Below are 24,162 nucleotides of genomic sequence, written 5' to 3'. Positions count from 1 at the left end.
TTCCTTCTCATCAGGAAACCATTTTCATAATCACATTGATTCCCTGAACTAAAAATATAACTAATATTAGAGATATAGGATATACTGAAGAATAAGCAATGACCGGTTTATCAGAAGAATCTACCTCACGAATAATATCAAGTCCGGCAGTAAAAGTCATCCCACCGCATATAACTCCAAAACATTCCACCAGGGATAATTTTAAAAATCTGTTTCCGTAATAAAAGCTTATCGTCATGGGAATTAAAGAAAGAGTTACTGCGAAAAGAATATAATATATTGTGTTATAATTGATTCCATTCACAATAGAGTGCCCGGTTCGAATCCCCACCTGCACAAAAAACATGGCCAGACCTAATTCTTTTAATGTACGAGTTGATTCCATAGGAAAACGACCGATAAAACGACCGATTCGACCGAAATGCCCGAAAGTTAAACCGGTAATGAGAGCCCCACCCGCAAGGCCGAGAGAAAAATCTCCCAAAAAAGGAATCGGGAAAAAAATTCCTCCTACCAAAAAACTAAAAAATAACATTACAGTAATGGATAATATATCCACCTTGGGTTGAACCGTATGATGTTTATGACCCAGGTATAATTCCAATTGATCCAGTTGATAAGGCGAACCCACAGCTTCTACTATATCATCATATTCTAATGTTAGATCCGATTTAGGATAAATTTCAAAACCCGAACGAATGACTTTGGTAATAGATGCGTTATATTTCATGCGAATCTGTAATTCTTTAAAAGACTTATTAATTACGGAAAGGTTTTCAACTACAATAGAACGGGTATCCAGATCTCCTCCTCCGGCTGTGAACATCTCTTCGATTCGTTTTCCAAAAATAGAGCCAACTTCATTCACCGCATCTTTCTTTCCTTCCAGACGAAGCAGATCTCCTAAAAGTAAAATTGTAGTAGAATTCACCGCCATTATATTATTATCCCGTTTAATGGCTGAGACAATAACCTCATTGTCGCTAAATAATGAAATATCCTTAATCTGTTTTTTATCGAATTCTGCATTTTCAATCTTGTGAATAGAGGTATAGATAATAGATTTTTTATCTCCCTCTTCAATCATTCGCTTTTGAAAAATCTTTAAAGAAGCATGAATAAAGATAATAGCGGTTAAAAGTCCGAAAGGATAGGCAATACCGTATCCCATAACCACATGGTTTTTGTTTGCAAATTGTGTTGCACTCACCAGAGCCGGTGTGGATGTAAATGCTCCTGCAAAAAGTCCCAATCCCAGATCTACCGGTATGCCCGTAATTAAAAGACCGGCGATCATCGTAATACCCGCTGTTAAAAGCAGAACAAATACCATCGATATGAAAATTTTTCCCTGCTTCTTAAAGGATCGAAAAAAACTGGGACCGGCTTCCGAACCAACCGCAAGTAAAAAAAGCACAATTCCAAGATGTTGAAGTTCCTGGGAAGAAGGAATATTATAGAGATAACCGGCTATCATGGCGATGATTAAAACACCTGAACTACCGAAACCTACATTCTTTACCTTTAACTTTCCGAATAATAGTCCGATGACAATCACAAGAAAAGTAATAAACAGATTTGAGATTTTAAAATTAATTGACAATTTAATAATTTCATCCATATAAACAAATTTTTTTGTAGATTGTAAGTTTGCAAAGAAAAAATATCTAAATCATTTCATCTAAATTTTACCATCCTCCTTTTTTTATGAAAGACAGCAAAGACGCGAGATCAAATACTGCAAAAAAACGACGGAGAATAATAGATTTGTATAAGAACGCATTGATTTTTCTTTTAGGACTTCTCCTTCCGATAGGTATTCTTTACCCTAAAGACCTATTTGAAGAGATAAGTGGACGCTTACAAAAAACCGTAAAAAAAGTAAGTCTACAAAATGGACTCACACTTATCATGATGAAAAGAACCGCTTCCCCTACTCTTGCCTTATATATCAAGTTCAAAGCCGGTTCTGTAGATGAAACCCCGGAAATGGCAGGCACCGCTCATCTACTCGAACACATGATGTTTAAAGGTACAAAAAATATCGGAACTCTTGATTATGAAAAAGAAGAGCGTTATCTGCAACTCATCCAACAATACGGTCAGAAGCTCGATATACTAAGATTAAAAGCCCGTGAATATACTCAAATCGGAGAAGAAGTTCCCGATGAAATTGAAAAAGAAATTCAAAATCATGAGAAAAGTCTAAAAGTTTACCAGATGATTCAAAATAAGTATATTATAAAGTCAGAAGATAACCTGATCTATACTCAAAACGGTCAGGTTCATTTCAATGCCTATACTACTCACGATGTAACTAATTACCAAATCGAGCTACCGGCTAATCGTCTCGAACTCTGGGCAAGAATCGAATCGGACAGACTGCGTAACCCTATTTTGCGTGAGTATTATACCGAAAGAGATGTGATTATGGAAGAGAGAAGGATGCGCGTGGAAAACCAGGGATTTGGGGTTTTACGTGAAAAATATTTGAGTGTAGCTTTTGATAGACATCCTTATAGAATGCCGGTAATTGGCTATCCATCTAACATCCCATTTCTGGATATAGCAGAGACGGAAAACTTTTTCAAGGAACATTATTCGCCCGATAATATGGTTATCTCTATTGTAGGAGATCTGAATTTTGAAGAGACAGAGAGAATTGTTCGAAAGTATTTTTCTTCCCTACAACCTTCCGGTAAAACAACACAAATGCGCATTAAAGAAATCGAAAGTATGGGAGAAAAACGTTTTACAGTCAAATTCCCCAGTAGTCCGATTATGCTCATGGGCTGGCATAAACCCGCTTTTCCCCATCCGGACAATAATGCATTTGATATTTTAAATATGATCCTGACCGGAGGAACCGACAGCCGACTCTTCAAACGAATTATTTTGAATGACAAATCAGCTCTGAGTGTCAATGCCTGGAATGGAGATCCGGGGGAAAGATATTCCAATCTATTTACTATCATGATAAGACCCAACACAGACACAGACACAGAGACCCTGGAAAAATCCATCTGGGAAGAAATCGAAAAAATCCAAAAAGGGGAAGTAAGCGATGAAGAAATCGAAAAAGTCAAAAATAAGCTCATAGCTGATTTCTTCAGGGGAATCGACAATAATGGAACCCTTGCCGATGTACTCAGCTATTATGAAATCATCACCGGAGATTGGGCGAACTTATTTAAATCTTACAGCATTTTAAACAAGGTAAAAAAAGAAGACTTACAGAGAGTAAGCCGAAAATATTTAACCCGTGATAATGTGACGGTAGGAAAGCTTATAGATTCCCGTAAAGATAAAGAAGAAAAGGAGAAAAAATGAAACGTATTCTATTCACACTAATAATCACATTATTACCTAATTTACTTTTTGCTAAATCAGATCTCATCTCCGATTTAAAGTTTAAAGAACTACAGTTTAATATACCGGAAGCTCATAAGGAAAAGTTAGATGATAAGATTACTTATTACTCTCTCTTATCAGAAGACTTTCCGATTGCCTATGTCAGTATTTCTATTTATGGTGGCATGAAATCAAGTCCACTTATTGAAATACCTTCCCTGCTGGCCAGTACACTAAAATTTGGTGGTTCTGAATCCTTGCCGGGTGAAAAGCTCCTTTCCCGTCTGGAAGCCCTGGGAGCACAACTCGGTATTTCTGCCGGCTATGATACCATTACCCTTCGTCTATCCTTTCTCACGAAAGACCAGGAGGAAGTTCTAACTTTAATTGATGAACTGATTAATAAGCCCGCCCTGACAGACACAGCCTTTGCAAAAGCTAAACGAGATATGATTGAATCCATTCGCCGTAGAAATGATAGAACAGAAAACCTTATATTTAGAAAAGCTGATGAAGTACTCTTTAAAGGTTTATCTCTCGGAAAATCGGAAAACCTGGAAACAGTTAATAAAATAAAAAAAGAGGATTTGTTAAACTATTGGAACGCAATAAAAACTCACAAAAATAAAATCATCAAAGTAACCGGCCTCTTAGATGAATCTAAATTAAAAGAAAAAATTAAAACTATATTTTCTCCGGGCAAGAAACTCGGAGCAGAGCCGATTGATGAAAAATTAGAATATTCTAAAATTTTAGGTAACTTCCAGAATGATCCCATTCAAGCCTATGTGATAAATAAAGATGTAAATCAATCTATGGTTTTAATGACCGGGATTTTACCACAGCATAACCATCCGGATTTCTTCCCCATTCAACTCTTGAATTACATCCTCGGTGGAAGTGGTTTCAACTCTTATATGATGCAACAGATAAGGGTTGATAGGGGTCTGGCCTATTCGGCCAGTAGCTACCCTTCATTCAAAGCCGAATATGGAGTTTTTTATGCTTATGTAATGACCAAGAATTCCAGTCTTTTAGAAGTAATCGATTTGATGAAAAAAATCTTAAGTTCCGAAACTATAGAGAATATAAAAGAAGCTGAATTAGAAAAAGCAAAAACTGCGATTATCAACCAGTTCGTTTTTTTATTTGCAAATAACAACCGAATTGTGAATAACCAGGTGCGATTTGATGAAGACAAAATGCCGGAAAATTATTTAAAAACTTATAGAGAAAGCATTCGAGCAGTAAAACTGGAAGACTTAAAAAGAGTTGGAAAACTTTACTTAGAACCATCCAAACTCAAAACCATCATCGTCTGTCCGGAAGAAGCAATCAAAGATAAACTTAAAACAAAAATTCGCATCTTAAAGCCCGAAGAAGAAATTTAGAACCCCAGTAGGCGACCCTCCGAAGGGTCGCCTGCATTGTTTTTATGGTTTCATTTCATAAACGCCGGCAAGAGTAAAGACGTGTTCCTGCCAGACCTTATTGTATCTATTTTCGTCTGTAATGGGCTTCTTAATCATTTTCATAAGATTTTCAAGCTGCTTTCCGGTTGCAGAAGGTTTAGAATAAACCTGTAAAGCATACTTAGAGAAATCCCTGACCATGAAATCGAAAATCTGATCCAGAATCTCATCGGGCAGATTGGTATGAATCGCATTTTCAATGACTAATTGACCGTAAGGAATCAGAGTAAAAATCTCACCGAAAGGCAACATGAAATCAATATCTCTTGTTTGTGCTTTTTCGAGCGGACTATCTTTCAGGAAATATTTTAATGTATCAATTTGTTCTTTGAAAACTCGAATATTCGGAAGATCTTTTTTAGCATAAGCCAGATTATAATCATGAAATAGAATATTCTTCAGGCCTTTCGTAGTAGCACCCTGATTGAATAAAAACTCATCATTCGATTTTTCCTGGAATGGAACTTCCGGGTATTCTTTGGACTCAAAAAGGAAACTCTGGATAAAGTTATTAATAAGAATCATGTTTACATGTGCGGTACCTTCTAATTTCGGCAAGGCCCGAATATCTCTTGCGGCCATTTCGAAGAACATGTCTTTTTCAAAACCCTTAGCAGCAATCACATCCCAGATTAAATTGACTACTTCTTCTCCCTGCATAGTGACTTTCATTTTCACCATAGGGTTATACAGAAGGTAACGTCTATCCTCTGCTGAAGCCGATTTCATATAGTCACTGGCGCGAGCAGTAAATAATCTCATGGCGACAAGCCGGGAATATGCATCTACAAAAAGCTGCTTCACATGAGGAAAATCTGTTACGTACATATTGTATAACTTTCTTTTAGAAGCATGATTTAGAGCCTCATAAAGAGCATGGGTAGACATCCCGACAGAAGCCCAGCCAAGGTTATATTTACAATATGCAATAGTAGAAAGAGAAGAATCCCAGGCATCTCTTCCCATATCCAGGATTTCATTAGAAGCTACAGGATAATTTTCCAGCAAAAATTCAGCTACATAGTTTTGAGAATTGGTTGTATTTTTAATCAGTTTATAATCCGGTCTTCTTGCATCGGCTACAAAGAAAACGTATTGACCGCTATCTTTCATTTTGCCGAAAACGGAAACCATAGCTGCTTTATTCGCATTACCAATGTAGTATTTATCACCATCTGCTATATAAGTTCCGTCTGCTTTTTTTTCCAGCATCATATCGGTTCCGATTAAATCAGCACCGTGCTCTTTTTCCGAAAGACCGAAAGCAAAAATTTCTCCTTCCTGTAAATACTGGGCTGCTCTCTTTCTCATATCCTCGTTTTTACTGTTCCAGATAGGTCCGAGACCCAACATGGAAACCTGCCAGGTATACCAGTACGCCAGACCATAAAAACCCAGTATCTCGCTAAAATTACAGTTCCGGCTACTATCCCAACGGGAATCGGATGCTCCATAGCCGGAGGGTGTCATAAGAGTCGCAAAAGCCTGGGCCTGCTTCTGGAATTCTAAAAAATCTGCATACCAGACCCTCTCATGATCATCATGTTTGAGCTTTACCTTACCCTTCTTTTCAAAAAATTCTATAGTTTTTACCATCAACTCCTTAGATTTCTCATCAAGATGAGAGAAATCAGGTTGATTGGGATGAAATAAAATCATCAGTACTCTCCTATCTGCAAAATTTCTTTTACATTGTTCGGGCGCTACATTTCCTGATAAAGCTGGATTTGCAAGGATTTTCTAAAAATTAATAAATACCGTTAAATAAGCTCAAGTTTTCCAGATTAAATCAACTTTTTATTGACATCTTTTAAATACAGGATAGGGTAACTCGAAAGTAAAGAAGGGGCACAGTCCCATTAATAAATCTATGACTTCCTGGATCAAAATGTCAAACAAACAGAGAACCATTATTATCATGCGTCCAGAAGATAACAAGGCCAACTCTCTTATACACAAACTAAAAAAAAATCCTCATAAATTATTACTCGAAACCATAGGAGAGACGATTCCTGAAAGAATTCACAAGCTAAATATAGATTTACTTATTCTTTTTCACATAGAGAATTTCCCCCAGATCTGCAAAGAAATAAAAGACAGTCCTTTTTTAAGGGATGTTCCGGTTCTTATTTTTGATAATAAACCTTCTGAAAAAAGACAGTTAATGGCTTATAAATCCGGGGCTTCAGATTATATCTTTGAACCCATATTAGAAGAAACGATTACTTTAAAAGTACAAAACTTCTTAAATACTTCTCAATCGATAAGACAATTAGAAAGTGAACTTTCCTTATCAAAATTTGATAAAGCTTTAAATAAATTATTAGAACAGGAATTATTACTCTTTAGCCAAATTGTAGAACAGAGTGCCAACTCAATCATGGTAACAGACCTTGAAGGAAAAATAAAATTTATCAATACTTCTTTTACAGATGTGACCGGCTATACTTTCAATGAAATCATAGGGAAAAATAGTCGGATCTTAAAGTCAGGAAAAACTCCTCCCGGCATTTATGTTGATCTCTGGGATACCATCAAATCCGGTAAAATCTGGAGTGGAGAACTTCTAAATCGAAAAAAAAATGGAGAACTCATCTGGGAATCGGTAAACATAACTCCCTTAAAAGACCAGAATGGTATAACTAACAACTATCTGGCTATAAATATGGATATTACCGAAAAAAAAAAATATGAAGAACAAATAAGGGAAAGCGAAGAAAGTTTTCGAGCACTTTCCGAATCTCAATTTGAAGGAATTATTGTTCATAAGAATAACATCATCCTCGAAATCAATTTTGCTATTACGAGTCTATTCGGATACGAACGAGATGAATTATTCGGAAGCAATCTATCCACACTTTTTACAAAAGAATCTTACCGAAAACTTTTAAAAGAAAAAGCCGAGGAAAGCTATGAATTAGAAGGTATTCGAAAAGACGGAAGTATTTTTCCTTTAGAAATTCGAGCAAAAGATATTCCGTATATGGGAAGTATAGTACGTATCGCCGCCATTCGAGATATTACAAAATTAAAGACGGCTATGAAAGAAATCCAGGAACAAAAAAATAAACTCGTAGAAAGTTACCTCGAAGCAGAGAGCCTTCTTTTAAATATCCTGCCGGAAAAAGTGGTTACTGAATTAAGAAACCATAATGTTTACGATCCGGTGTATTATCCCTCAGTAAGTGTAATGTTTTCTGATTTTCAAAATTTCACATCCCTTTCAGAAAAAATGAGTCCTATGGAACTATTAGTACTTTTGAATATGTATTTTACAGAGTTCGATGATATCGCAGAAGCTAAAGGTCTGGAAAAATTAAAAACCATAGGAGATTCCTTTATGTGCGCAGGTGGTATACCCGAAGAAAATCAAACTCATGCAATTGATTGCGTTCTGGCAGGTCTTGAGTTTATGCAGCATACCGAATATATGAAAGAAATACGACAGGAACAGGGACATCCTTTCTGGGAAATGCGACTCGGAATCCACACGGGTCCTCTTGTAGCCGGCCTTGTAGGTTCTAAAAAATTTGCCTATGATGTCTGGGGAGATACAGTCAATACAGCCAGCCGGATGGAAAATTCCGGAGAAATCGGAAAAGTAAATATCTCAGGAACCACATACGATCTGGTGAAAGATTTTTTTGTCTGTGAATACAGGGGAAAAATCGAAGTAAAAAACAAGAAAGATGGAATTGAAATGTATTTCGTGAAAGGAATAAAACCGGAATTATCATTTAAGGGAAAAATGCAAAGACCCAACAAGGAATTTAAAGAACTATACGATAAACTAAAAAATACTCAAAAAGCTGAGGAAGAGTAACTAATTCCTCAACTCGCCGAGAGTAACCGTGATATAAGGTTCTTCATTCACGACAAATACCTGCCGCAAATCATTATCCGACTCTTCGGTAAAGACCTTCACGCTACTCCCCTCCGGTAAAACAGAAAGGGCATCCGAAATTGTTCGATTAATATCATCCTTGGAGTTCTGAAAGTATTCCTTTTCAGTATACTCTTTATAGAAGAGAACAGCGGTTTTTTTTCTGACCATGTAGTAGAATTGCTTCACCCTATCATCGGTAGAAAGGATATTCCAGCTTTTTAGATAAAAAGTAACAGAATCTACCAGTTGTAGCAGGCGAAAAGGATGAATCGAATAATAGATAATAAAAAACAGGAAGATACCAAGAAGAATGTACTCCATATTATCGAGGATTAGCTGAAAAATAGGAAAGGAAAACATGAAAGGCTCCAATTACAGATTTTTTTTTATTTCTTATATTTTGCAACAAGAATGTTAAGGATTCTATATTTTATGTATATAAATCTGACGTCTTTTTAACGCAGCCAGATTGCAATTTTTTCAAGAGAATCTCTTGCATCCTGACACCAGATAGAAGAAGGAAATTCTTTGAAAAGGCGTTTATATAGCTCTACAGCAGGTGTTAGCTCTTTTTGCAGCTCTCGCAAATGAGGATTTTTCTCCTTCTCCAGATTTACGGGCTCTCCGTCCCTCTTTTTAAAATAGCGGTAAATCGCATCATTTTCGATTCGCTTTGCTTCCCTGTACAAACTAAAATCGCTCTCCGGCTTTTTTTTCTCTGCTAGAGGTTCTTCCGGCTGATTCTCGGACTCTTCTTCCTGTAAATATAAATCGAGGATATTCTTATAACGGATCAGCTCTAAAAATAATACATCCGAGGTATATTCTCCCCTATCCGGGTGATATTTCTTGGCCAAAAGACGGTACTTTTTTTTTAGCTCGTTTTCACTGAAACCCTTACCGAGACCAAAAAAACTCAGGGCTTCTTCCAAAAAAGGTTCTTGAGATTTAATCTTATTTCTCCCGGGATAAATACTGTTTCAGTTGTCGTTTAACACTAAATTGGTTAAGTTCCTCCCGAAACATTTCCTTTACTACTAACATTTTTTTTAAAACCCGGGGCTCTAAGTCAAGGCATTCTAATAAAACCGTTTTGATACTTTCAAGGGTTTCGGGTTTTGGAGAAATTCCCTGGTTCTCCATTCCCTCTATTTGTAAGTCGAGCTTCTGAAGTTCTTTGGTTAGATTTTCATTCTCAAGGGTAAGTTGCACGGAATTATCTCCATCATAATAGGAGAGAATTTCATCCTGCTTTTTTAAATTATCTCGTAGTTGAGACAGGAGAACCTGCTTCCTGGAATACAGGGTGTCCAGGTTATCTTCCCCTGTTGTCATGAACTATCCCTGGATAGAGAAACCAGTCTTTCCGGGAGTAACCGGGGTTTTAGAGCTGAGACTCCCTTCCTTCCTTAAAATTTCCTCCCAGGCGGTCTTCAACTCGCCAAGAATGTGAATTACTTCAGAAATGATTTCTCTATCTTTATTCACATTGGCTTCAATAATTCTTTTATTAATATAGATGTAAAGACTCAAAAGGTTCTGAGCTACTTCCCCTCCTTCCTCTACATTCAAAGAAGAAATCAGTTCATCGACAATGTCATGCGCCCTGTTAATATTATTATTTACTACATCAAAATTCTTATAGTTCATGTTATCTGAAGCTGTCTTTAAGAAACGAATGGCTCCATCGTATAACATAACGATAAGTTTAGCAGGGCTCTGGGTAGAAACCTCATTGGATTTATAAGTGTCGTAACCTGATTTATAACCTGTATTCCGATAAAGTGACATATTGAAGAATTTTGCTCCTAGTGGATCATCGACGATTTTAGGGTCCTACTTAAACAGGAAAGTAGTTAATAAATAGTTTATTTATAGCGAAATTATTACCAGCAGAAAATATGTTCTTTATGAGAAAAAAAATCGTTTTTCTTTCTTCCACGCGGGGTACCAACCTGCGGGCGGTGCTAAATGCCCTGAAAACCGATAAGATACCGGCAAAAGCGCTAGCCCTGATTACCGATAACCCGGAAGCCGGAGCCATTAACATCGCTCGAGAAAATGGACTGGAAGTATCCATTTTAGCCTACAAGCAGTTTCCGAATAAGCTTTTGTTTAACGAAAGTCTTTTAACAGAACTGAAGAAATGGAAACCCGACCTGATAGTAGCAGCAGGTTATCTCAGAATCTTGCCGGATTTCATCGTAAAAGAATTTCCGAATCGTATCATTAATATTCATCCTTCTCTTTTACCTGCCTTCCCCGGTCTGAATGCTGTAGAACAGGCTCTGGAGTATGGAGCGAGGTATGTGGGCTGCACCACCCATTTTATCGACAGCGGAGTCGACACAGGTCCGATAATCCTGCAATCGGCGGTAAAAGTAGCCGATTACTCAGATTTAGTCTCCCTTCAAATGGCAGTACAAAAAGAGGAGCATAAGATTCTTCCTAAATCAGTGAAACTTTTCTGCGAAGGTAAAATTAAAATCGAAGGAAGAAAAACAGTTCTACTCTAGTTGGGGTTTATATAGTCTGTTTTTTATATACCCTTATCCAGGAAATTTATAAATGCAAACCAGTGAAAAGATCATCGATCCGGAAATTTCGGGATATTTAATTTTTTGTTTCAGAAAACTCAGAGAAGTTGCCATGATTGAACTCCGTCAGGGTTTTAGTCAGGAATATGATAATGTTTTAAATTTTTATCTGGAGCAAATGGACTCTTCTATTTATTCCAGGAATATAAACTTAAAACAATACGAAGAAATCCGAAAGCTCAGCAAGCAATATGTTGAATATGAAATTCATTATTCTTTTTCAGATTTTCCGGAAATTAAAAACGAATTAAAGGAGTATTTCGATTATATTTTAATCTCCAAAGTTCCCAATGTTCTAAAAGATTACAACCTCTGCAAATTTGATTTTTATGAAAGGAATAAAACAGGAAATTTCATCCGAATCGAAGAAATTACAGACTTACTGGAAATCTATCTGAAAAATTTTAAAGACTACGAATTCGGCTCTCTTCAAGACCTGCAAAAAACGAATTTTTAAGTTACTTTTCTCGCGTTGCCTCAGTGAGCTAATTATATTCACATCAATTCGCTCAGTCTGATTTCTTTCTTTGTATGAGGAATCTGAATCGGAACGGAAGGTTCATAAATCGTATGAATATTATATTTTCCGTTTTCCGGATCCTGAAAAACATGAGTCTTTTTATTTTGAATATCCAGAATCCAGTATACCGGTATCAAGCCGCTGGCATATATATCAGCCTTGATCAGGTCATCTTCTAAAGAGCTATAGGCAACCTCTATGACCAGAGCGGCTGTGTCAGGATGTTTATCACCAAAATCATCATAAGTTCCCTGCACAATCGAAATATCAGGCTCAGGTTCTGAATTTTGTATGGAAATCGGCTTTTCTTGTCTGACAACAAATCCTTCTAAAAAGAGCTGATTGAGAATATGGCCGAGCTTTGTAACTATCCTGGAATGAGCCGGTGAAATAGTCATTTTATAAACCACAACTCCATATATTAATTCTGTATTTTTAGGAATAAAGCCACTTTCGCCCAGCCTGTGGTAGGTATCCAGATCATAACGCAGAACCCTTTCAGCCATAGATTGATTTAGAAGAGCTTCCATGATAAAAAGGTAAAACTCTCCGACTGCTCTGTCAAGCCTGAATTATTCTGTCCCAAACCGCCAGTGCCGCATAGAGAATAAGCTTAGCGCTTTCTCACCTACAAAAAGAATTTTACACTTGAACTTATCTGAGGATGTATTTTCGTTATTATACAAAATATAGAAAACGGGACTAAAGTATAAGATGATAAAAATCAAAAGAGCACTATTATCAGTCAGTGATAAATCAGGACTCCTCGAGCTGGGAAAATTTCTGGAGTCTCGGGGAGTAGAAATCCTTTCAACCGGGGGAACTTTAAAAGCCCTGCAGGAGGGAGGAGTTCAGGCCATAGCAGTTGAAGACTATACCGGTTCACCCGAAATCCTGCACGGCAGGGTAAAAACTCTTCACCCTAAAATACACGGAGGTCTTTTAGGAGACACCGATCTGGAGGAACACCGTAAACAGCTCGAAGAAAACGGGATAGGCTCTATTGACCTTCTTATCGTTAACCTTTATCCCTTTGTCGAAACCGTAAAAAAACCGGGAGTAAGCCTCGAAGAAGCTATCGAAAATATCGATATAGGTGGCCCTTCCATGCTTCGCAGTGGTGCCAAAAACTTCAAACATACAGTCGTTGTAACCGACACAAACGATTATGAGACTCTCAAAAAAGAAATGAAGGATAACGATGGTTCCGTAACTAGGGAACTTTCTTTCAAATTGGCCTGTAAGGTTTTTTCTAAAACCTCTCTCTATGATGTAGCTATATCGCAATATTTAAATAAACTAAATAAAGATGAATTTCCGGAAACCGTTACCTTTGGTTTCTACAAAAAACAAAACCTGCGTTACGGTGAAAACCCACATCAGAAAGCAGCCTTCTATGTTCCCATCTTTGAAAGAAGCGACTTCAGCCCGCTTCAGGGGAAAGAACTTTCCTTCAACAATATGCTGGACTTTGATGCAGCCTTCCACATTTCAGCCCAGTTACCGGAAAATGCTGTTACGATTATCAAGCACTTAAATCCCTGCGGGATTGCCTCCGCTGCGAGTCCCCTCGAATCATTCCTGCTTGCCAGGAGAACCGATCCGATTTCAGCTTTCGGCGGAATTATCGGTGTAAACGGAACGGTGAATCTCGAACTGGCCAAAGAAATCACCAAAAACTTTGTAGAAGGGGTCATTGCGAAAAACTTTACCGATGAAGCGAGAGGAGTTTTTTCAGGCAAACCCAATGTGCGCTTAATCGAAATAGAAAAACCCAAGGAAGCCCTGAGTCTCTTAGATTTCAAAACCATTCATCATGGAATGCTAATACAGGATATGGACTTCGCATCTGTAAAAGAGGAGGATCTTAAAGTAGTATCCAGGCGTAAACCTACAGAAGAAGACTGGGCAGGTTTGAAGTTTGCCTGGAAAGTGGTAAAGTATATTAAGTCTAATGCGATTGTTTATACGGATGTAAATTCTACTATCGGAATCGGGGCAGGACAGATGTCAAGAGTTGACTCGGTCGAACTCGGAGCTGCTAAAGCCCAAAAAGTAGGTTTGTCGGTAGTCGGAACGTATGTGGGTAGCGATGCTTTCTTCCCGTTTCGTGATGGAATCGATGCTATCGCTAAAGTTGGAGCCAAAGCTATCATCCAACCCGGAGGTTCTATTCGGGATGAAGAGGTGATTCAAGCTGCGGATGAGCATAACCTGATAATGGTATTTACAGGAATGAGGCACTTCAGGCACTGATTATGTTGGTATATTTACTCTTTTTACTTTTCTTTATCCTGGTTCTTATCTTTCTCTCGCTCGGGTCCTACTATTTTCGCATTTTCCGCGACCCGGAAAAAGATAACTTCACAAGAAATGAACTGATCGATGTTCGTTCAATTTTTGTTTCCGAGTTTATTTCTACTCTCGAACACAATGGAAATTTGCAGTATGGAATTATTGCTTTTCTAGTATCTGCTGTTCTCGGGCATTTATGGACATTCTTAGGTGGCATTATCGGACGACCCTTTTACGCAAACGAGTTTGGAAACTACTTCTTTCTTTCCTTTCTTTTGCCGGTAGGACTAATGGCGGCCTATCCCTACATCTTTGATGCTTTTTTCGGAGAAAAGAGAGAATCGAATCCTTTCAGTCCTCTTGTACAATTTTTCTCGCAGGAGATTCCTATTGTGAGTGGTGTTTCCTTATCCGTGGTAGCAGCCAACCTCACCGTTTATGGTTACTACCATGAAATCTACTTCCTCTTCGTTCTCATCAATGTGCTCATCATATTATCCCTGTTAGTTTATAAAATAACAGCCGATACCTTCTTTGGAATTGCACCGGTAAGAAGACAGATGAACGAGTCATTCAACAATGTGGATGAGTTTGATGACGAGGAACTCGAAATATAAGTAAGATGCAACTCTCAGGCCTTGTCCTTTCCGGAGGTTACTCCAGCCGTGCCGGCTTCGACAAAGGCCTTTTTTTCTCCGAAGGCCTTATCCGTATAAAAGAGGCCCGCGATCTCCTTCTCCGTATCTGCGATAAAGCTTATATTTCTATCAGGAAAGAACAAAAGGAACTTTACCTTTCCCACATTCCGGCTGAAAACCTGGTCTTTGATGAACCCTTCGGAGAAGGACCTTTAAAGGGAATCCTGAGTACACATCATCAACATCCGGACTCTGATTTTCTCGTACTGGCAGTAGATCTATTAGATATAAATGAGGAGATTCTAACAAATTTAGTGGATATCTATTCAACTAAACCGAACTATACCTGCTATGTTTATCAAAACACAAACCAGAAAATAGAACCTCTCTGCACGATTTATAGAAAAGAATTTCTTCAAGACTTATTCAGCAAAATTCAAACTCTTGAGAACTATAGCTTATACTCCTTCATTCAGAAAAGCCATACTTACTATTTAAAACTAAGTTCCGAAAACAAAAGCTATTTTCAAAATTATAATACCTCAGAGGATTTCCAGCATTTCAAGAGAGGCTCAGGTTAAACCTTTAAACCCTCTTCGGTTTAGTTCGGATAATTTCTTTTGCAAGAGAAAAAATGAATTGACCAGACAGACCGTTCTGTTTTATAATGATTTCATTACGAAGTGAGGCTCATATGAAAACCTACAAATCGTCCTGTATACTTTGCGATTCTAATTGTGGCCTGGAATTAGAAGTGGATGGCAGGGAAATAAAGAAAATAAAACCCGATAAGTCTCATCCGGCCAGCAAAGGCTATCTATGCCAGAAATCCGGTAGATTGAATTATTACCAGAATCATAATCAGCGGCTGACACATCCCTTAAAAAGAAAGCCGGATGGTAGTTTTGAAAAAATAGATTGGGACAGAGCTTTAGGTGAAATCGCAGAAAAGTTGATTCGCATTCGGGATACTTCCGGTGGACACAGTTTTGCTTTCTATGGTGGAGGAGGACAGGGAAATCACCTGCAAAGCATAAACAGTTCTGCTTTAAGAAAAATGATGGGTTCAAGATATATCTATAGTTCTTTAGCTCAAGAAAAAACAGGAGATTTTTGGGTCGCAGGAGAAATGTTCGGTCGTCAGGATTGTCACCTGACAGCAGATGGTCTGGAACATGCAGATCTGGCTATTTTCTGGGGAACAAACCCCTACATGGCTCACGGGTTTCCGAGAGCAAGAAACATACTAAATGAAATTTCCAAAAGCAGTACCCGCAGAATGGTAGTAATTGATCCGAAACGAAGCAAAACAGCTGAAATGGCAGATTTGCATATTGCTATCAAACCGGGAACAGATGCATTTTTGTTGACAGCCATTCTTTCTTTACTAATTCAAAATGGAGGAATCGACTCCAAATTTATCGAGAAATGGACAGTCAGCTGGGATAAAGTTCAAGAATATTTAGATAAAGTTAATATAGAAGCTTACTGCCAGAAGGCAGAAGTCAAATTAGAAGAGGCAAAAACATTAGCTTCCTGGATAAAAGAAACCGAGAAAATAACCTTTCGCCACGATCTGGGCCTGGAACAAAGTCCGCATAGCACTCTTAATTCCTATCTGGAAAAGCTAATGATTCTGGTGACCGGGAGTTTTGGAAAAGAAGGATGTAATACCTTTCATACCAGCCTGATTCCCCTTTTAACCCATTCAGAACCCGAAAGTGATGGCAAGTATAAATACGAAACCAAAGTCACCGGAATGTTTCCAATTTCCGGTATGTATCCTCCTAATATTTTAGCCTCAGAAATCGATACAGAACATCCAGAACGTCTGAGAGCTCTCTGGGTAGATAGCTCCAATCCCATATCTTCAGCGGCAGATACAGCTGCCCTTATAAAAGCATTCTCTAAATTAGAACTTTTAGTTACTGTTGATGTGGCGATGACAGAAACAGCGAGACTTTCGCACTATGTTTTGCCGGCAGCCTCTCAATTTGAAAAATGGGAAGCCTCCAGTTTTAATTTTTCCTTTCCGGAAAACTATTTTTACCTGCGTAAACCTATTTTTGAACCTTTAGAAGAAAGTCTAAGCGAGAGTGAAATATATGAACGCCTGTTACTAAAAATGGGAGAAAAACCCTTACCCGTTTTATCCCAGGAAAAATTTCCTCACTTAGAAAGAAAAGTTCGATTAGCTTTATACCCTTTATATATGTTAGTAAGAAGGTTTGCTTCTGCCAATAAAGATGTAGTTTTAGCTGCCGGACATAAACAGGGAGATTATGAAACCCTCGGAGATGCACTATTTGTAGCTATTTTAGAAGGTCCAACTGCGTTTAGCTTGAATAAGTATGAAGATAACTTTAGTAAACGCTGGCTAAAGCATGAAGATGGAAAATTTCACCTGTACAATAAACTCATGTTAGAGGAATTAAACAAACTAAATGATGAATTAGAAGTAAATACAGATAAACCGGAAATGTTATTAATGGCAGGTGAAAGACGTTCTTACACAGCTAATGTGATTTTTCGTGATCCGAATTGGAGGCGTAGTGATCTGGAAGGAAGTTTACACATCCATCCGGAAGATGCAGTGAAATTCGGCCTTTTAGATAAAGGGAAAGCCATTTGTTCTACCCGGGCAGGAGAAATCGAAGTTTTTGTGGAATTTAATGAAAACTGTAGAAAAGGAGCCTGTTCTTTACCCAATGGATACGGTGCCATTTATCCGGTGGATGGAAATGGTGAGGAAATACAACAGGGTCCTTATTTAAACTTTCTGACTTCAGCTAAGCATTGTGATGAATTTTCCAAAACACCTCTGCATAAACATGTACCTGTAAACTTAAGACCGATTTAATTCCAGAAAAAGTCATTTGGGTTTCAAAACGTATTTTTTGCCTCCTGATTTATATCTTGAAAATTGAATCAAGGGTGATGAGAATATAAATTGATTTATTTTGCCTAAAGAAAAGGCTTGGATCAGGGTATAAAATATGCCTTTCGAAGAAATTACAGACCGTTCAAAGAGAACCTTTAAGAAATTGAGGCTAAGCCTTGGGAATGCCTGTAATTTCTCCTGTATTTATTGTGTTAGCCCGGACTCGAAATCACAAATGATGCAGTCCGGATTAAGCGTAAAAGAGTATATCCAAATTGTAAAGTCTCTCCATTCCATTTTACAATTAGAAGAAGTTCGCTTAACCGGAGGAGAACCCTGTTTATATCCTGAGCTTGGGGAATTACTCTGTGGTTTACGAGATCTGGGAATTCCGAAACTCACTCTTACCAGCAATGGTTCTCTCATAGAAAAGTTTATCCCTTCTTTCTTAAATTGCAAACTCTCTTCAGTAAATATTTCTTTAGATGGCACAGACCCTGTTATATTTCAGCGTATGAGTCAAAGAAACAGTGCAAAGAAAACTCTTTCTGCTATAGATAGTCTTATTCAGGCCGGTATTCCAACCCGTTTGAATGCTACCCTGGTGAAAGGTTTCAATCATGAAGAAACCATTCCCCTACTCGAGTTTGCAGGAAAACGTAATATAGTAATTCGTTATATAGAATTAATGAATATGGGACACTTGAAAGAAAAGGGCGGAAAATTCATTTTCTCAGAAAAAGAGATACTCGAAACGATTCAGAGTAAATACAGTATTATAGAACTTCCGAGAAACCCTTCTTCTACTGCCAGATACTGGCAAACAACAGACACAGACTATATATTTGGAATTATCGCAAATGAATCTTCTCCATTCTGTGCAGATTGTAATCGCTTGCGACTGGATAGCCGAGGAAACCTATTTGGTTGTCTAAGTTCTCCTGTAAGTTTTTCGATTATGGACAAGTTAGATAAGCCGGATGAACTAAAACGTATACTCATTGCTGCTCTGGGTTTAAAACAAACAGAAAGATTTTCAGGAAGCAGCACAATTATGAAAGAAATTGGTGGTTAAGAGATGTTGATTACAATTAAAACATTTGCCGGGTTAAAAAACTATTTCCCGGCTGAATTTAAACTGGAAATAAAAAAAGAAAATACAATAAAAGATATATTAGAAATTTTAAAACAACAAAAGCCGGAAGGCTCTTCTTTACTGGAACTTTGTTTTGCTTCAAATGAGGAGGAACTCATAGCTGGTGACTATATACCGTTTGAAGGAGAAGCCATTCATATAATGCCACCGGTGAGTGGAGGTTAAATGTATTTATCAACAGAAAAACTGAACTTATCACACGAATTATCCAAAATGCACTCAGAACGTGCGGGTGCAATTGTTCTCTTTAGCGGTGAAGTTCGAAATCAAAATAAGGGAAAAGAAGTAGTTTACCTTGAATACGAGGCCAACATCGCCCTTGCAGATAAAATGCTGGCAAAAATACAAAAAGAAGCTATCGAAAAATTTGCGTTGATCGATTGTATTGTAACCCACAGACTCGGAAAAGTAGAGCTTTTGGACTCTGCCGTTGTAATTATCACCTCTTCGCCTCATCGTAAAGAAGCTTATGAATCCAATCGATGGATAATTGACCGCATTAAGCACGAAGTTCCTATCTGGAAGAAAGAGGTCTATGCAGACGGAACCTTTGACTGGGTTTTACAATGCGAACATCACTCTTAAAAGAGTTAGCCTATCTTATTTTTTTAAATTAGAATATAACATTGGAGTAATATATATGAAAGATATCACATCGAAAAGAATCTCTCTGCGTACGGCAAAAGCCTGTGCCTATCTTTTCTTTGACAGGAAAATTTTAGATACAATAAAAAATAATGAAGTGCCGAAGGGAAACATATTTGAAATCGCAAAAACAGCCGGAATGCTGGCTGCCAAGAAAACACCTGAGCTGATACCCCACTGTCATACGATTTCTATAGACTCACTTGATATTCAATTTCAAACTTTAGAAAAAGAAAATGTGGAAAATTTTTTATCTACAACTTATGATTCCGGGATTTATATTGAAGTGCAGGCAAAATCTATAGGGCGAACAGGTTTGGAGATGGAAGCCTTGACCTGTGCTTCTACTACGGCTCTTGTTTTATACGATCTACTCAAGCCTGTAACAAAGGATATGGAAATAGGTTTTATCCGTCTTTTAGAAAAAACAGGAGGAAAAACTGATCCAAAATACCAGGCAAAACCCGATATGAACGCCTGTATCCTTGTTTGCTCGGATTCTACCTTTGCCGGAAAGCGGGAGGATAACTCAGGAAAAGTAATCCAGAGTTTTCTGGAAAAACATAATATATCTGTACATGAATATTGCATTGTTCCTGATGATATAGATAAAATTCAGGAGAAAGTAAAAGATTGGGCTTCAAAAAAAGTAACTTTTATTTTTACTACCGGCGGAACGGGTTTAAGTCCCAAGGATTTGACTATCGAAGCGGTTCAACCTTTATTAGAAAGGGAAATTCCGGGACCTGTTGAAGCGATGAGAAGCTATGGTCTGGACAGGACTCCCTGGGCCATGCTTTCTCGATCGGTTGCGGGTCATATAGGTAAGACTTTAGTGGTGACCCTACCGGGAAGTAGCAATGGGGCTAAAGAAAGTATGGAAGCTTTAATTCCCGGAATTTTTCACGCAAGAAAAATGTTAGGAGGGGGTGGGCATTGATAAGTGTAGAGGAAGCTTTACAACAAATACTTTCTGTTTGTCCGAGGGAAGTTAGAACGGAAATAGTTCCAGTACAGGAAGCTTTAAATCGAAGCCTCGGGGAAGACATTTTTTCTGATAGGGACTATCCTCCCTTTTTTCGTTCAGCCATGGATGGCTACGCTCTTCCTTCGGAGTCTTATCAAAAAAATAAAATCTATACAATAGCGGGAACTTTATACGCCGGGGATAGCTGGGAAAAAGGCCTTATTTCTTCTGACAGCTGTATAAAAATCATGACCGGAGCACCGGTTCCCGAGTTTTTAGATCTTTTAATTCGAGTTGAAGATTCTTTACAGGAAGGCGAAAACAAAGTGTCTTTTCAACTTGAAGGTATATCGGAATATATGAATATAGCTAAAAAGGGAGAGGATATAAAAAGCGGAGAACTGATTTTAAAAAAGGGAGATTTTTTGGGGATTGAAGCTCTCTCGGTTCTCGCGACTTTAGGCAAAACAGATGTTGCAGTTTTTCAAAGACCCTCTGTGCAGGTGTATTCTACCGGTAACGAAGTAATTCCGATTACAGCTACTCCCGGTGCTTCTCAAATACGGGACACAAACTCTTTTTTTATTCGCCAAATATTGAATAAATATAATATAGAAGTCTCGAAATATTCTATTCTTCCGGATAATCCAAAGATTTTAAGAGAAACTTTAGAAGCTGAACTGGATAAGGATATTCTTATCTTTTCAGGTGGAGTCTCTGCGGGAGATCTGGATCTATTACCCGGTATATTAAAAGAAATGGGTATAGATATTTTATTTCATAAAATAAAAATAAAACCCGGTAAACCTATATTAGTCGCGAAAGCAAAAAATTCTTGTACAATTTTTGCCCTTCCCGGGAATCCCTATTCGGTGCAGGTCTGTACCAAAATATTCGTAGAACCTTATATTCGAAAATTCATGAGACTCCCCGAAAAAAAGCCTTTATTTTTACCCCTTGCAGAAACAAAGCGAAAACGACACGGATTCCGGGATTATTTTCCGGTGCGTATGCAAAACCTTGAAAACAAAACCTATTTGGAAACCGTTTCGTTTAACGGGAGTGGAGATATCAGGGCTTCTCTTTTTTCTCAGGGTCTTGCTTTTTTAGATGAAAAAGTGAATGAAGCTCAAAAAGGCGAAAGTTTGCCTTTTTATTTCTGGTAGAAATATGTATCAAGCTAACAAAATAGTTCGTGCCTTAAAAGAAGAATTATATAACTCTTTGCAAAAAGAATATGAAGATATTCTAAAAAGTTTTAAAATTCCTAAAGAAGAAGCTTCTGTATTTACAGCCTATTCTTCCTCTACTTCCCTGGCCGGGATGGAAACCTGGTTGAACGCTTTTCATGAGAGAATTTACTTTCAGGATATTTTATCTGAACTTCTTTCTATAGCAGAAGAAGACCAGCAGGAATTCTATCAGGATGTAATGGAAACCTTACTGTCGGATTTTGGAAGAGAAGACTTCCGATTTATACACTGGGAAAGAACGAAGGTTGACAGAGAATCCTTGCAAGCGGTTCTTCAAGAATTTATACAGAACTGTAAGGAAAAGCTAATCCACTTAAATGCAGATTTACACCTATCTTCCGAAACGAGACTTCCTTCTACCTATAGAAAATCTAAAAAAGGTGCCAAGAAAAGCGGTCTGGATGTAAGTCTTACCGAAAAAAGCTTAAGCCAAAAAAAGATAGAACAACTCAAACAGGCAGAAAATATTTTAGAAAATTCTTATAAAGAAGGTTATGAATTATACCGGATCTTAAGCGATAAGCTTATAGCTGTGCAGTCTGAGGAACTCGTAAGTTATAGCCATTTTGATGAACCCGGGATCTCTTATCTCAACCTCCCGGACAGGGATTTGATCGAAACAATAGATGACCTGATGCATGAAAATGGACATCACCACCTGAACCTTATTTTGAAAAAGAAAAAGCTTTTTAAAAAAGAAACAAAGAATGAGCAAATCTTTTACTCTCCCTGGAGACGGGAACTCAGAAGTCTTTACGGAATTTATCATGCAGCTTTTACTTTTTCTTATGCTTCCGAACTCTTTAAACATCTGAGCCTGTATGCACTTGAACATGCAGAGAGCGAACTCGAATTAGAAAGATGTGTGTATAGATTTGCAGAAGAAAGAAAAATGATAGCCTATTCTCTGGAAGATATTTTATCTGAGAAAGGCAAAACCTATTTGACAAAAGAAGGAATAAAACTGGCAGAAAAAATACGGGAAATTTATACGGCACAGGAAGAAAGTTTTGAAAAACTAAAAAAGTATCTTCGCAAAACTCAATACGAAAAAGAGCTTAAAGAACTGGATGCAGTATTAAAGCAAATGCGAAAGGAATACAGACTGAATCAGGCTTAGCCGAAGAGTCCATTCCAGAGTTCAGACCAAAAACTTTGTTTTTGCTTTTCAGCATTGGCAATAGAATTGAGAAATATAAGGTTTTTGGTATTCAAAGGCAGATTTAATTCGGTTAAGAATGCAAGAAACATCCGGTCTTTCGGGCCTTCCATTTTTTCTATGGCTTTTTCCACTTCGGACTCTTCCCGTTTAAAAGTACTTGCGATTACACCTGAATTACTTTTGAAGTTTTCTTTGATTAGTTTCGAATCCATATATAAGAAGTTTTACTAATTATAAAATTTGTAAAGTCTAAAAAGGAAGTTCTAATTGAGCGGCTTCTTTTTCTTCCTCCTCTATGTCCAGGTGGGAGATAGAGAGCCCTAAAAGCCGAACCGGTTCCTCTTCGGCTTCACTATTTTCTAAAAGTATCAGGGCTTCTTTTTTTAATTCTTCCCTATTTTTTAAGTAGGAACTAAACGATTGACTCTTGCTATGAGTTCGAAAGTCGTGAAACTTAACTTTCAAAGTCAGAGTTTTTCCATAAGCCTTTGCTTTTTGGATTCGATTCCAGAGTGTTTCCTCGATTTTACTGAGCTCTTTCATTAGGTTTTCCTTGCCACTAATATCCTTCGCAAAGGTGTTTTCAGCTCCTATAGATTTTCTCGTGCGATATGGCTTTACTTCTCTTTCGTCAATTCCAAAAGCAATTTTATGAAGGAAAACACCGAACTTACCAAAGAGTTTGACAAGTTCTGCTTCAGAAAACTTTTGCAAGTCTTTTCCTCTTTCAATTCCGAGACGTTTCATGCGAGTAGCACCAACTCTGCCGATACCCGGAAAATTCTCTATATTCAATTCTTCTAAAAAACTGAGAACCTTATCGGGAGCAATGAGTGTAAGACCATCGGGCTTATTCATACCCGAAGCCACTTTCGCTATAAATTTACAATTGGATACACCGGCACTGGCACTGAGTTTTGTTGTTTGGAAAATTTTTGTTTTGATTTCTCTTGCGACTCTCATTGCTTTCTCAGCACCCACCTTATTTTCCGTGACATCGAGATAGGCCTCATCGAGAGATAAGGGTTCTACAAGGTCGGTGTATTCATGAAATATCCGGTGAATTTCTTTAGAAACCTGCCTGTACACTTCAAATCTGGGTGGAATAAAAATACCGGAAGGACAGAGCCGAAAAGCCTTAGAGCATGGCATGGCCGAACGAACACCAAATTTCCTCGCTTCGTAACTCGCCGTACAAACCACTCCACGACTATTGGGCGAACCTCCCACAATTACGGGTTTATTTCTATATTCCGGCCTGTCGCGTTGTTCTACACTGGCATAAAAAGCATCCATATCAATATGGATAATTTTTCTTTGTTTTTCAATTTGCATGATA

The 24,162-nt window shown here is 37.8% G+C and carries 24 protein-coding genes; 15 read left to right on the top strand and 9 right to left on the bottom strand.

Annotated elements, in window-relative coordinates:
- Window positions 1–10: 10 nt before the first annotated feature.
- Window positions 11–1,621: a hypothetical protein gene (locus tag H7A25_08070; protein MCP5499842.1), complete on the bottom strand. Its 1,611-nt coding sequence runs from the start codon at window positions 1,619–1,621 to the stop codon at window positions 11–13.
- Window positions 1,622–1,767: 146 nt separating this feature from the next.
- Here H7A25_08070 and H7A25_08065 point away from each other — a divergent pair, with 146 nt between their 5' ends.
- Together H7A25_08065 and H7A25_08060 are read left to right on the top strand one after the other, a co-directional pair.
- Window positions 1,768–3,330 carry an insulinase family protein gene (locus H7A25_08065; GenBank protein MCP5499841.1) on the top strand — a complete coding sequence of 521 codons (1,563 nt, stop codon included), beginning with the start codon at window positions 1,768–1,770 and terminating at the stop codon, window positions 3,328–3,330.
- A complete protein-coding gene (locus tag H7A25_08060) occupies window positions 3,327–4,742 on the top strand; it encodes an insulinase family protein (protein MCP5499840.1) in 1,416 nt (471 codons plus the stop codon). Before H7A25_08065 ends, H7A25_08060 begins: the two co-directional genes overlap by 4 nt.
- Window positions 4,743–4,784: 42 nt before the next feature.
- Here H7A25_08060 and H7A25_08055 read toward each other — a convergent pair whose 3' ends face one another.
- On the bottom strand, window positions 4,785–6,482 hold the full coding sequence (locus H7A25_08055; GenBank protein MCP5499839.1) for an acyl-CoA dehydrogenase: 1,698 nt from the start codon (window positions 6,480–6,482) through the stop codon (window positions 4,785–4,787).
- Between the two features lie 211 nt (window positions 6,483–6,693).
- Between H7A25_08055 and H7A25_08050 the strand changes: the two genes are divergently transcribed.
- Window positions 6,694–8,646: a PAS domain S-box protein gene (locus H7A25_08050; GenBank protein MCP5499838.1), complete on the top strand. Its 1,953-nt coding sequence runs from the start codon at window positions 6,694–6,696 to the stop codon at window positions 8,644–8,646.
- Here the strand turns inward: H7A25_08050 and H7A25_08045 are convergent, their stop codons facing one another.
- From H7A25_08045 to fliS, 4 genes are all read right to left on the bottom strand, one after another.
- Window positions 8,647–9,069: a hypothetical protein gene (locus H7A25_08045; GenBank protein MCP5499837.1), complete on the bottom strand. Its 423-nt coding sequence runs from the start codon at window positions 9,067–9,069 to the stop codon at window positions 8,647–8,649. It abuts the gene before it with no gap.
- Between the two features lie 95 nt (window positions 9,070–9,164).
- Window positions 9,165–9,641, bottom strand: a complete 477-nt coding sequence (locus tag H7A25_08040; GenBank protein ID MCP5499836.1) for a DnaJ domain-containing protein — start codon at window positions 9,639–9,641, stop codon at window positions 9,165–9,167.
- Between the two features lie 22 nt (window positions 9,642–9,663).
- The gene (locus H7A25_08035) at window positions 9,664–10,044 is read right to left on the bottom strand and encodes a hypothetical protein (protein MCP5499835.1); all 381 of its coding nucleotides are present in this window, start codon (window positions 10,042–10,044) and stop codon (window positions 9,664–9,666) included.
- Between the two features lie 3 nt (window positions 10,045–10,047).
- On the bottom strand, window positions 10,048–10,500 hold the full coding sequence (fliS, locus tag H7A25_08030; GenBank protein ID MCP5499834.1) for a flagellar export chaperone FliS: 453 nt from the start codon (window positions 10,498–10,500) through the stop codon (window positions 10,048–10,050).
- Window positions 10,501–10,610: 110 nt separating this feature from the next.
- Here fliS and H7A25_08025 point away from each other — a divergent pair, with 110 nt between their 5' ends.
- Together H7A25_08025 and H7A25_08020 are read left to right on the top strand one after the other, a co-directional pair.
- Window positions 10,611–11,225 carry a phosphoribosylglycinamide formyltransferase gene (locus tag H7A25_08025; protein MCP5499833.1) on the top strand — a complete coding sequence of 205 codons (615 nt, stop codon included), beginning with the start codon at window positions 10,611–10,613 and terminating at the stop codon, window positions 11,223–11,225.
- A 52-nt stretch (window positions 11,226–11,277) separates the two neighbouring features.
- Entirely contained in the window at window positions 11,278–11,763 is a 486-nt protein-coding gene (locus H7A25_08020) for a hypothetical protein (protein ID MCP5499832.1), read from the top strand.
- Between the two features lie 38 nt (window positions 11,764–11,801).
- Here the strand turns inward: H7A25_08020 and H7A25_08015 are convergent, their stop codons facing one another.
- Entirely contained in the window at window positions 11,802–12,356 is a 555-nt protein-coding gene (locus H7A25_08015) for a Uma2 family endonuclease (protein ID MCP5499831.1), read from the bottom strand.
- A 184-nt stretch (window positions 12,357–12,540) separates the two neighbouring features.
- Between H7A25_08015 and purH the strand changes: the two genes are divergently transcribed.
- The 10 genes from purH (at window position 12,541) to H7A25_07965 (ending at window position 22,781) form a co-directional block, all read left to right on the top strand.
- A complete protein-coding gene (gene purH, locus H7A25_08010) occupies window positions 12,541–14,082 on the top strand; it encodes a bifunctional phosphoribosylaminoimidazolecarboxamide formyltransferase/IMP cyclohydrolase (GenBank protein ID MCP5499830.1) in 1,542 nt (513 codons plus the stop codon).
- Window positions 14,083–14,084: 2 nt separating this feature from the next.
- Entirely contained in the window at window positions 14,085–14,738 is a 654-nt protein-coding gene (locus H7A25_08005) for a hypothetical protein (protein ID MCP5499829.1), read from the top strand.
- 5 nt (window positions 14,739–14,743) lie between these two features.
- Window positions 14,744–15,340, top strand: a complete 597-nt coding sequence (locus H7A25_08000) for a molybdenum cofactor guanylyltransferase (protein ID MCP5499828.1) — start codon at window positions 14,744–14,746, stop codon at window positions 15,338–15,340.
- Window positions 15,341–15,453: 113 nt separating this feature from the next.
- Window positions 15,454–17,619: a molybdopterin-dependent oxidoreductase gene (locus H7A25_07995; GenBank protein ID MCP5499827.1), complete on the top strand. Its 2,166-nt coding sequence runs from the start codon at window positions 15,454–15,456 to the stop codon at window positions 17,617–17,619.
- Between the two features lie 136 nt (window positions 17,620–17,755).
- A complete protein-coding gene (locus H7A25_07990) occupies window positions 17,756–18,715 on the top strand; it encodes a radical SAM protein (GenBank protein MCP5499826.1) in 960 nt (319 codons plus the stop codon).
- Window positions 18,716–18,718: 3 nt separating this feature from the next.
- Window positions 18,719–18,961: a MoaD/ThiS family protein gene (locus H7A25_07985; GenBank protein ID MCP5499825.1), complete on the top strand. Its 243-nt coding sequence runs from the start codon at window positions 18,719–18,721 to the stop codon at window positions 18,959–18,961.
- Window positions 18,962–19,381, top strand: coding sequence for a molybdenum cofactor biosynthesis protein MoaE (locus H7A25_07980; protein ID MCP5499824.1), 420 nt, complete (start codon window positions 18,962–18,964; stop codon window positions 19,379–19,381). It begins immediately after the preceding gene.
- Window positions 19,382–19,436: 55 nt separating this feature from the next.
- On the top strand, window positions 19,437–20,381 hold the full coding sequence (locus tag H7A25_07975; GenBank protein MCP5499823.1) for a bifunctional molybdenum cofactor biosynthesis protein MoaC/MoaB: 945 nt from the start codon (window positions 19,437–19,439) through the stop codon (window positions 20,379–20,381).
- Complete coding sequence (locus H7A25_07970) at window positions 20,378–21,574, top strand: molybdopterin molybdotransferase MoeA (GenBank protein ID MCP5499822.1); 1,197 nt, start codon at window positions 20,378–20,380, stop codon at window positions 21,572–21,574. The genes H7A25_07975 and H7A25_07970 overlap by 4 nt, the downstream gene beginning before the upstream one ends.
- Window positions 21,575–21,578: 4 nt before the next feature.
- A complete protein-coding gene (locus tag H7A25_07965) occupies window positions 21,579–22,781 on the top strand; it encodes a hypothetical protein (protein ID MCP5499821.1) in 1,203 nt (400 codons plus the stop codon).
- On the opposite strand, the gene H7A25_07960 is transcribed toward H7A25_07965, so the two are convergent.
- Entirely contained in the window at window positions 22,778–23,035 is a 258-nt protein-coding gene (locus H7A25_07960) for a hypothetical protein (GenBank protein ID MCP5499820.1), read from the bottom strand. The two genes, H7A25_07965 and H7A25_07960, sit on opposite strands and share 4 nt — an antisense overlap.
- Window positions 23,036–23,072: 37 nt before the next feature.
- The gene (dinB, locus tag H7A25_07955) at window positions 23,073–24,158 is read right to left on the bottom strand and encodes a DNA polymerase IV (GenBank protein MCP5499819.1); all 1,086 of its coding nucleotides are present in this window, start codon (window positions 24,156–24,158) and stop codon (window positions 23,073–23,075) included.
- Window positions 24,159–24,162 lie beyond the last annotated feature (4 nt).

Source organism: Leptospiraceae bacterium (assembly GCA_024233835.1).
In the GTDB taxonomy this organism is placed as follows: Bacteria; Spirochaetota; Leptospiria; order Leptospirales; family Leptospiraceae; genus JACKPC01.
Note: the sequence above shows the minus strand (reverse complement) of the source record. Positions and strands in the feature narration are given on the sequence as shown.

Bases quoted from the DNA above. Each gene is read 5' to 3' on its own strand.
- H7A25_08070 (MCP5499842.1), bottom strand. From the start codon at position 1,621: ATGGATGAAATTATTAAATTGTCAATTAATTTTAAAATCTCAAATCTG.
- H7A25_08060 (MCP5499840.1), top strand. From the start codon at position 3,327: ATGAAACGTATTCTATTCACACTAATAATCACATTATTACCTAATTTA.
- H7A25_08055 (MCP5499839.1), bottom strand. From the start codon at position 6,482: ATGATTTTATTTCATCCCAATCAACCTGATTTCTCTCATCTTGATGAG.
- H7A25_08050 (MCP5499838.1), top strand. From the start codon at position 6,694: ATGACTTCCTGGATCAAAATGTCAAACAAACAGAGAACCATTATTATC.
- H7A25_08045 (MCP5499837.1), bottom strand. From the start codon at position 9,069: ATGTTTTCCTTTCCTATTTTTCAGCTAATCCTCGATAATATGGAGTAC.
- H7A25_08035 (MCP5499835.1), bottom strand. From the start codon at position 10,044: ATGACAACAGGGGAAGATAACCTGGACACCCTGTATTCCAGGAAGCAG.
- fliS (MCP5499834.1), bottom strand. From the start codon at position 10,500: ATGTCACTTTATCGGAATACAGGTTATAAATCAGGTTACGACACTTAT.
- H7A25_08025 (MCP5499833.1), top strand. From the start codon at position 10,611: ATGTTCTTTATGAGAAAAAAAATCGTTTTTCTTTCTTCCACGCGGGGT.
- H7A25_08020 (MCP5499832.1), top strand. From the start codon at position 11,278: ATGCAAACCAGTGAAAAGATCATCGATCCGGAAATTTCGGGATATTTA.
- H7A25_08015 (MCP5499831.1), bottom strand. From the start codon at position 12,356: ATGGAAGCTCTTCTAAATCAATCTATGGCTGAAAGGGTTCTGCGTTAT.
- purH (MCP5499830.1), top strand. From the start codon at position 12,541: ATGATAAAAATCAAAAGAGCACTATTATCAGTCAGTGATAAATCAGGA.
- H7A25_08005 (MCP5499829.1), top strand. From the start codon at position 14,085: ATGTTGGTATATTTACTCTTTTTACTTTTCTTTATCCTGGTTCTTATC.
- H7A25_08000 (MCP5499828.1), top strand. From the start codon at position 14,744: ATGCAACTCTCAGGCCTTGTCCTTTCCGGAGGTTACTCCAGCCGTGCC.
- H7A25_07995 (MCP5499827.1), top strand. From the start codon at position 15,454: ATGAAAACCTACAAATCGTCCTGTATACTTTGCGATTCTAATTGTGGC.
- H7A25_07990 (MCP5499826.1), top strand. From the start codon at position 17,756: ATGCCTTTCGAAGAAATTACAGACCGTTCAAAGAGAACCTTTAAGAAA.
- H7A25_07985 (MCP5499825.1), top strand. From the start codon at position 18,719: ATGTTGATTACAATTAAAACATTTGCCGGGTTAAAAAACTATTTCCCG.
- H7A25_07980 (MCP5499824.1), top strand. From the start codon at position 18,962: ATGTATTTATCAACAGAAAAACTGAACTTATCACACGAATTATCCAAA.
- H7A25_07975 (MCP5499823.1), top strand. From the start codon at position 19,437: ATGAAAGATATCACATCGAAAAGAATCTCTCTGCGTACGGCAAAAGCC.
- H7A25_07965 (MCP5499821.1), top strand. From the start codon at position 21,579: ATGTATCAAGCTAACAAAATAGTTCGTGCCTTAAAAGAAGAATTATAT.
- H7A25_07960 (MCP5499820.1), bottom strand. From the start codon at position 23,035: ATGGATTCGAAACTAATCAAAGAAAACTTCAAAAGTAATTCAGGTGTA.
- dinB (MCP5499819.1), bottom strand. From the start codon at position 24,158: ATGCAAATTGAAAAACAAAGAAAAATTATCCATATTGATATGGATGCT.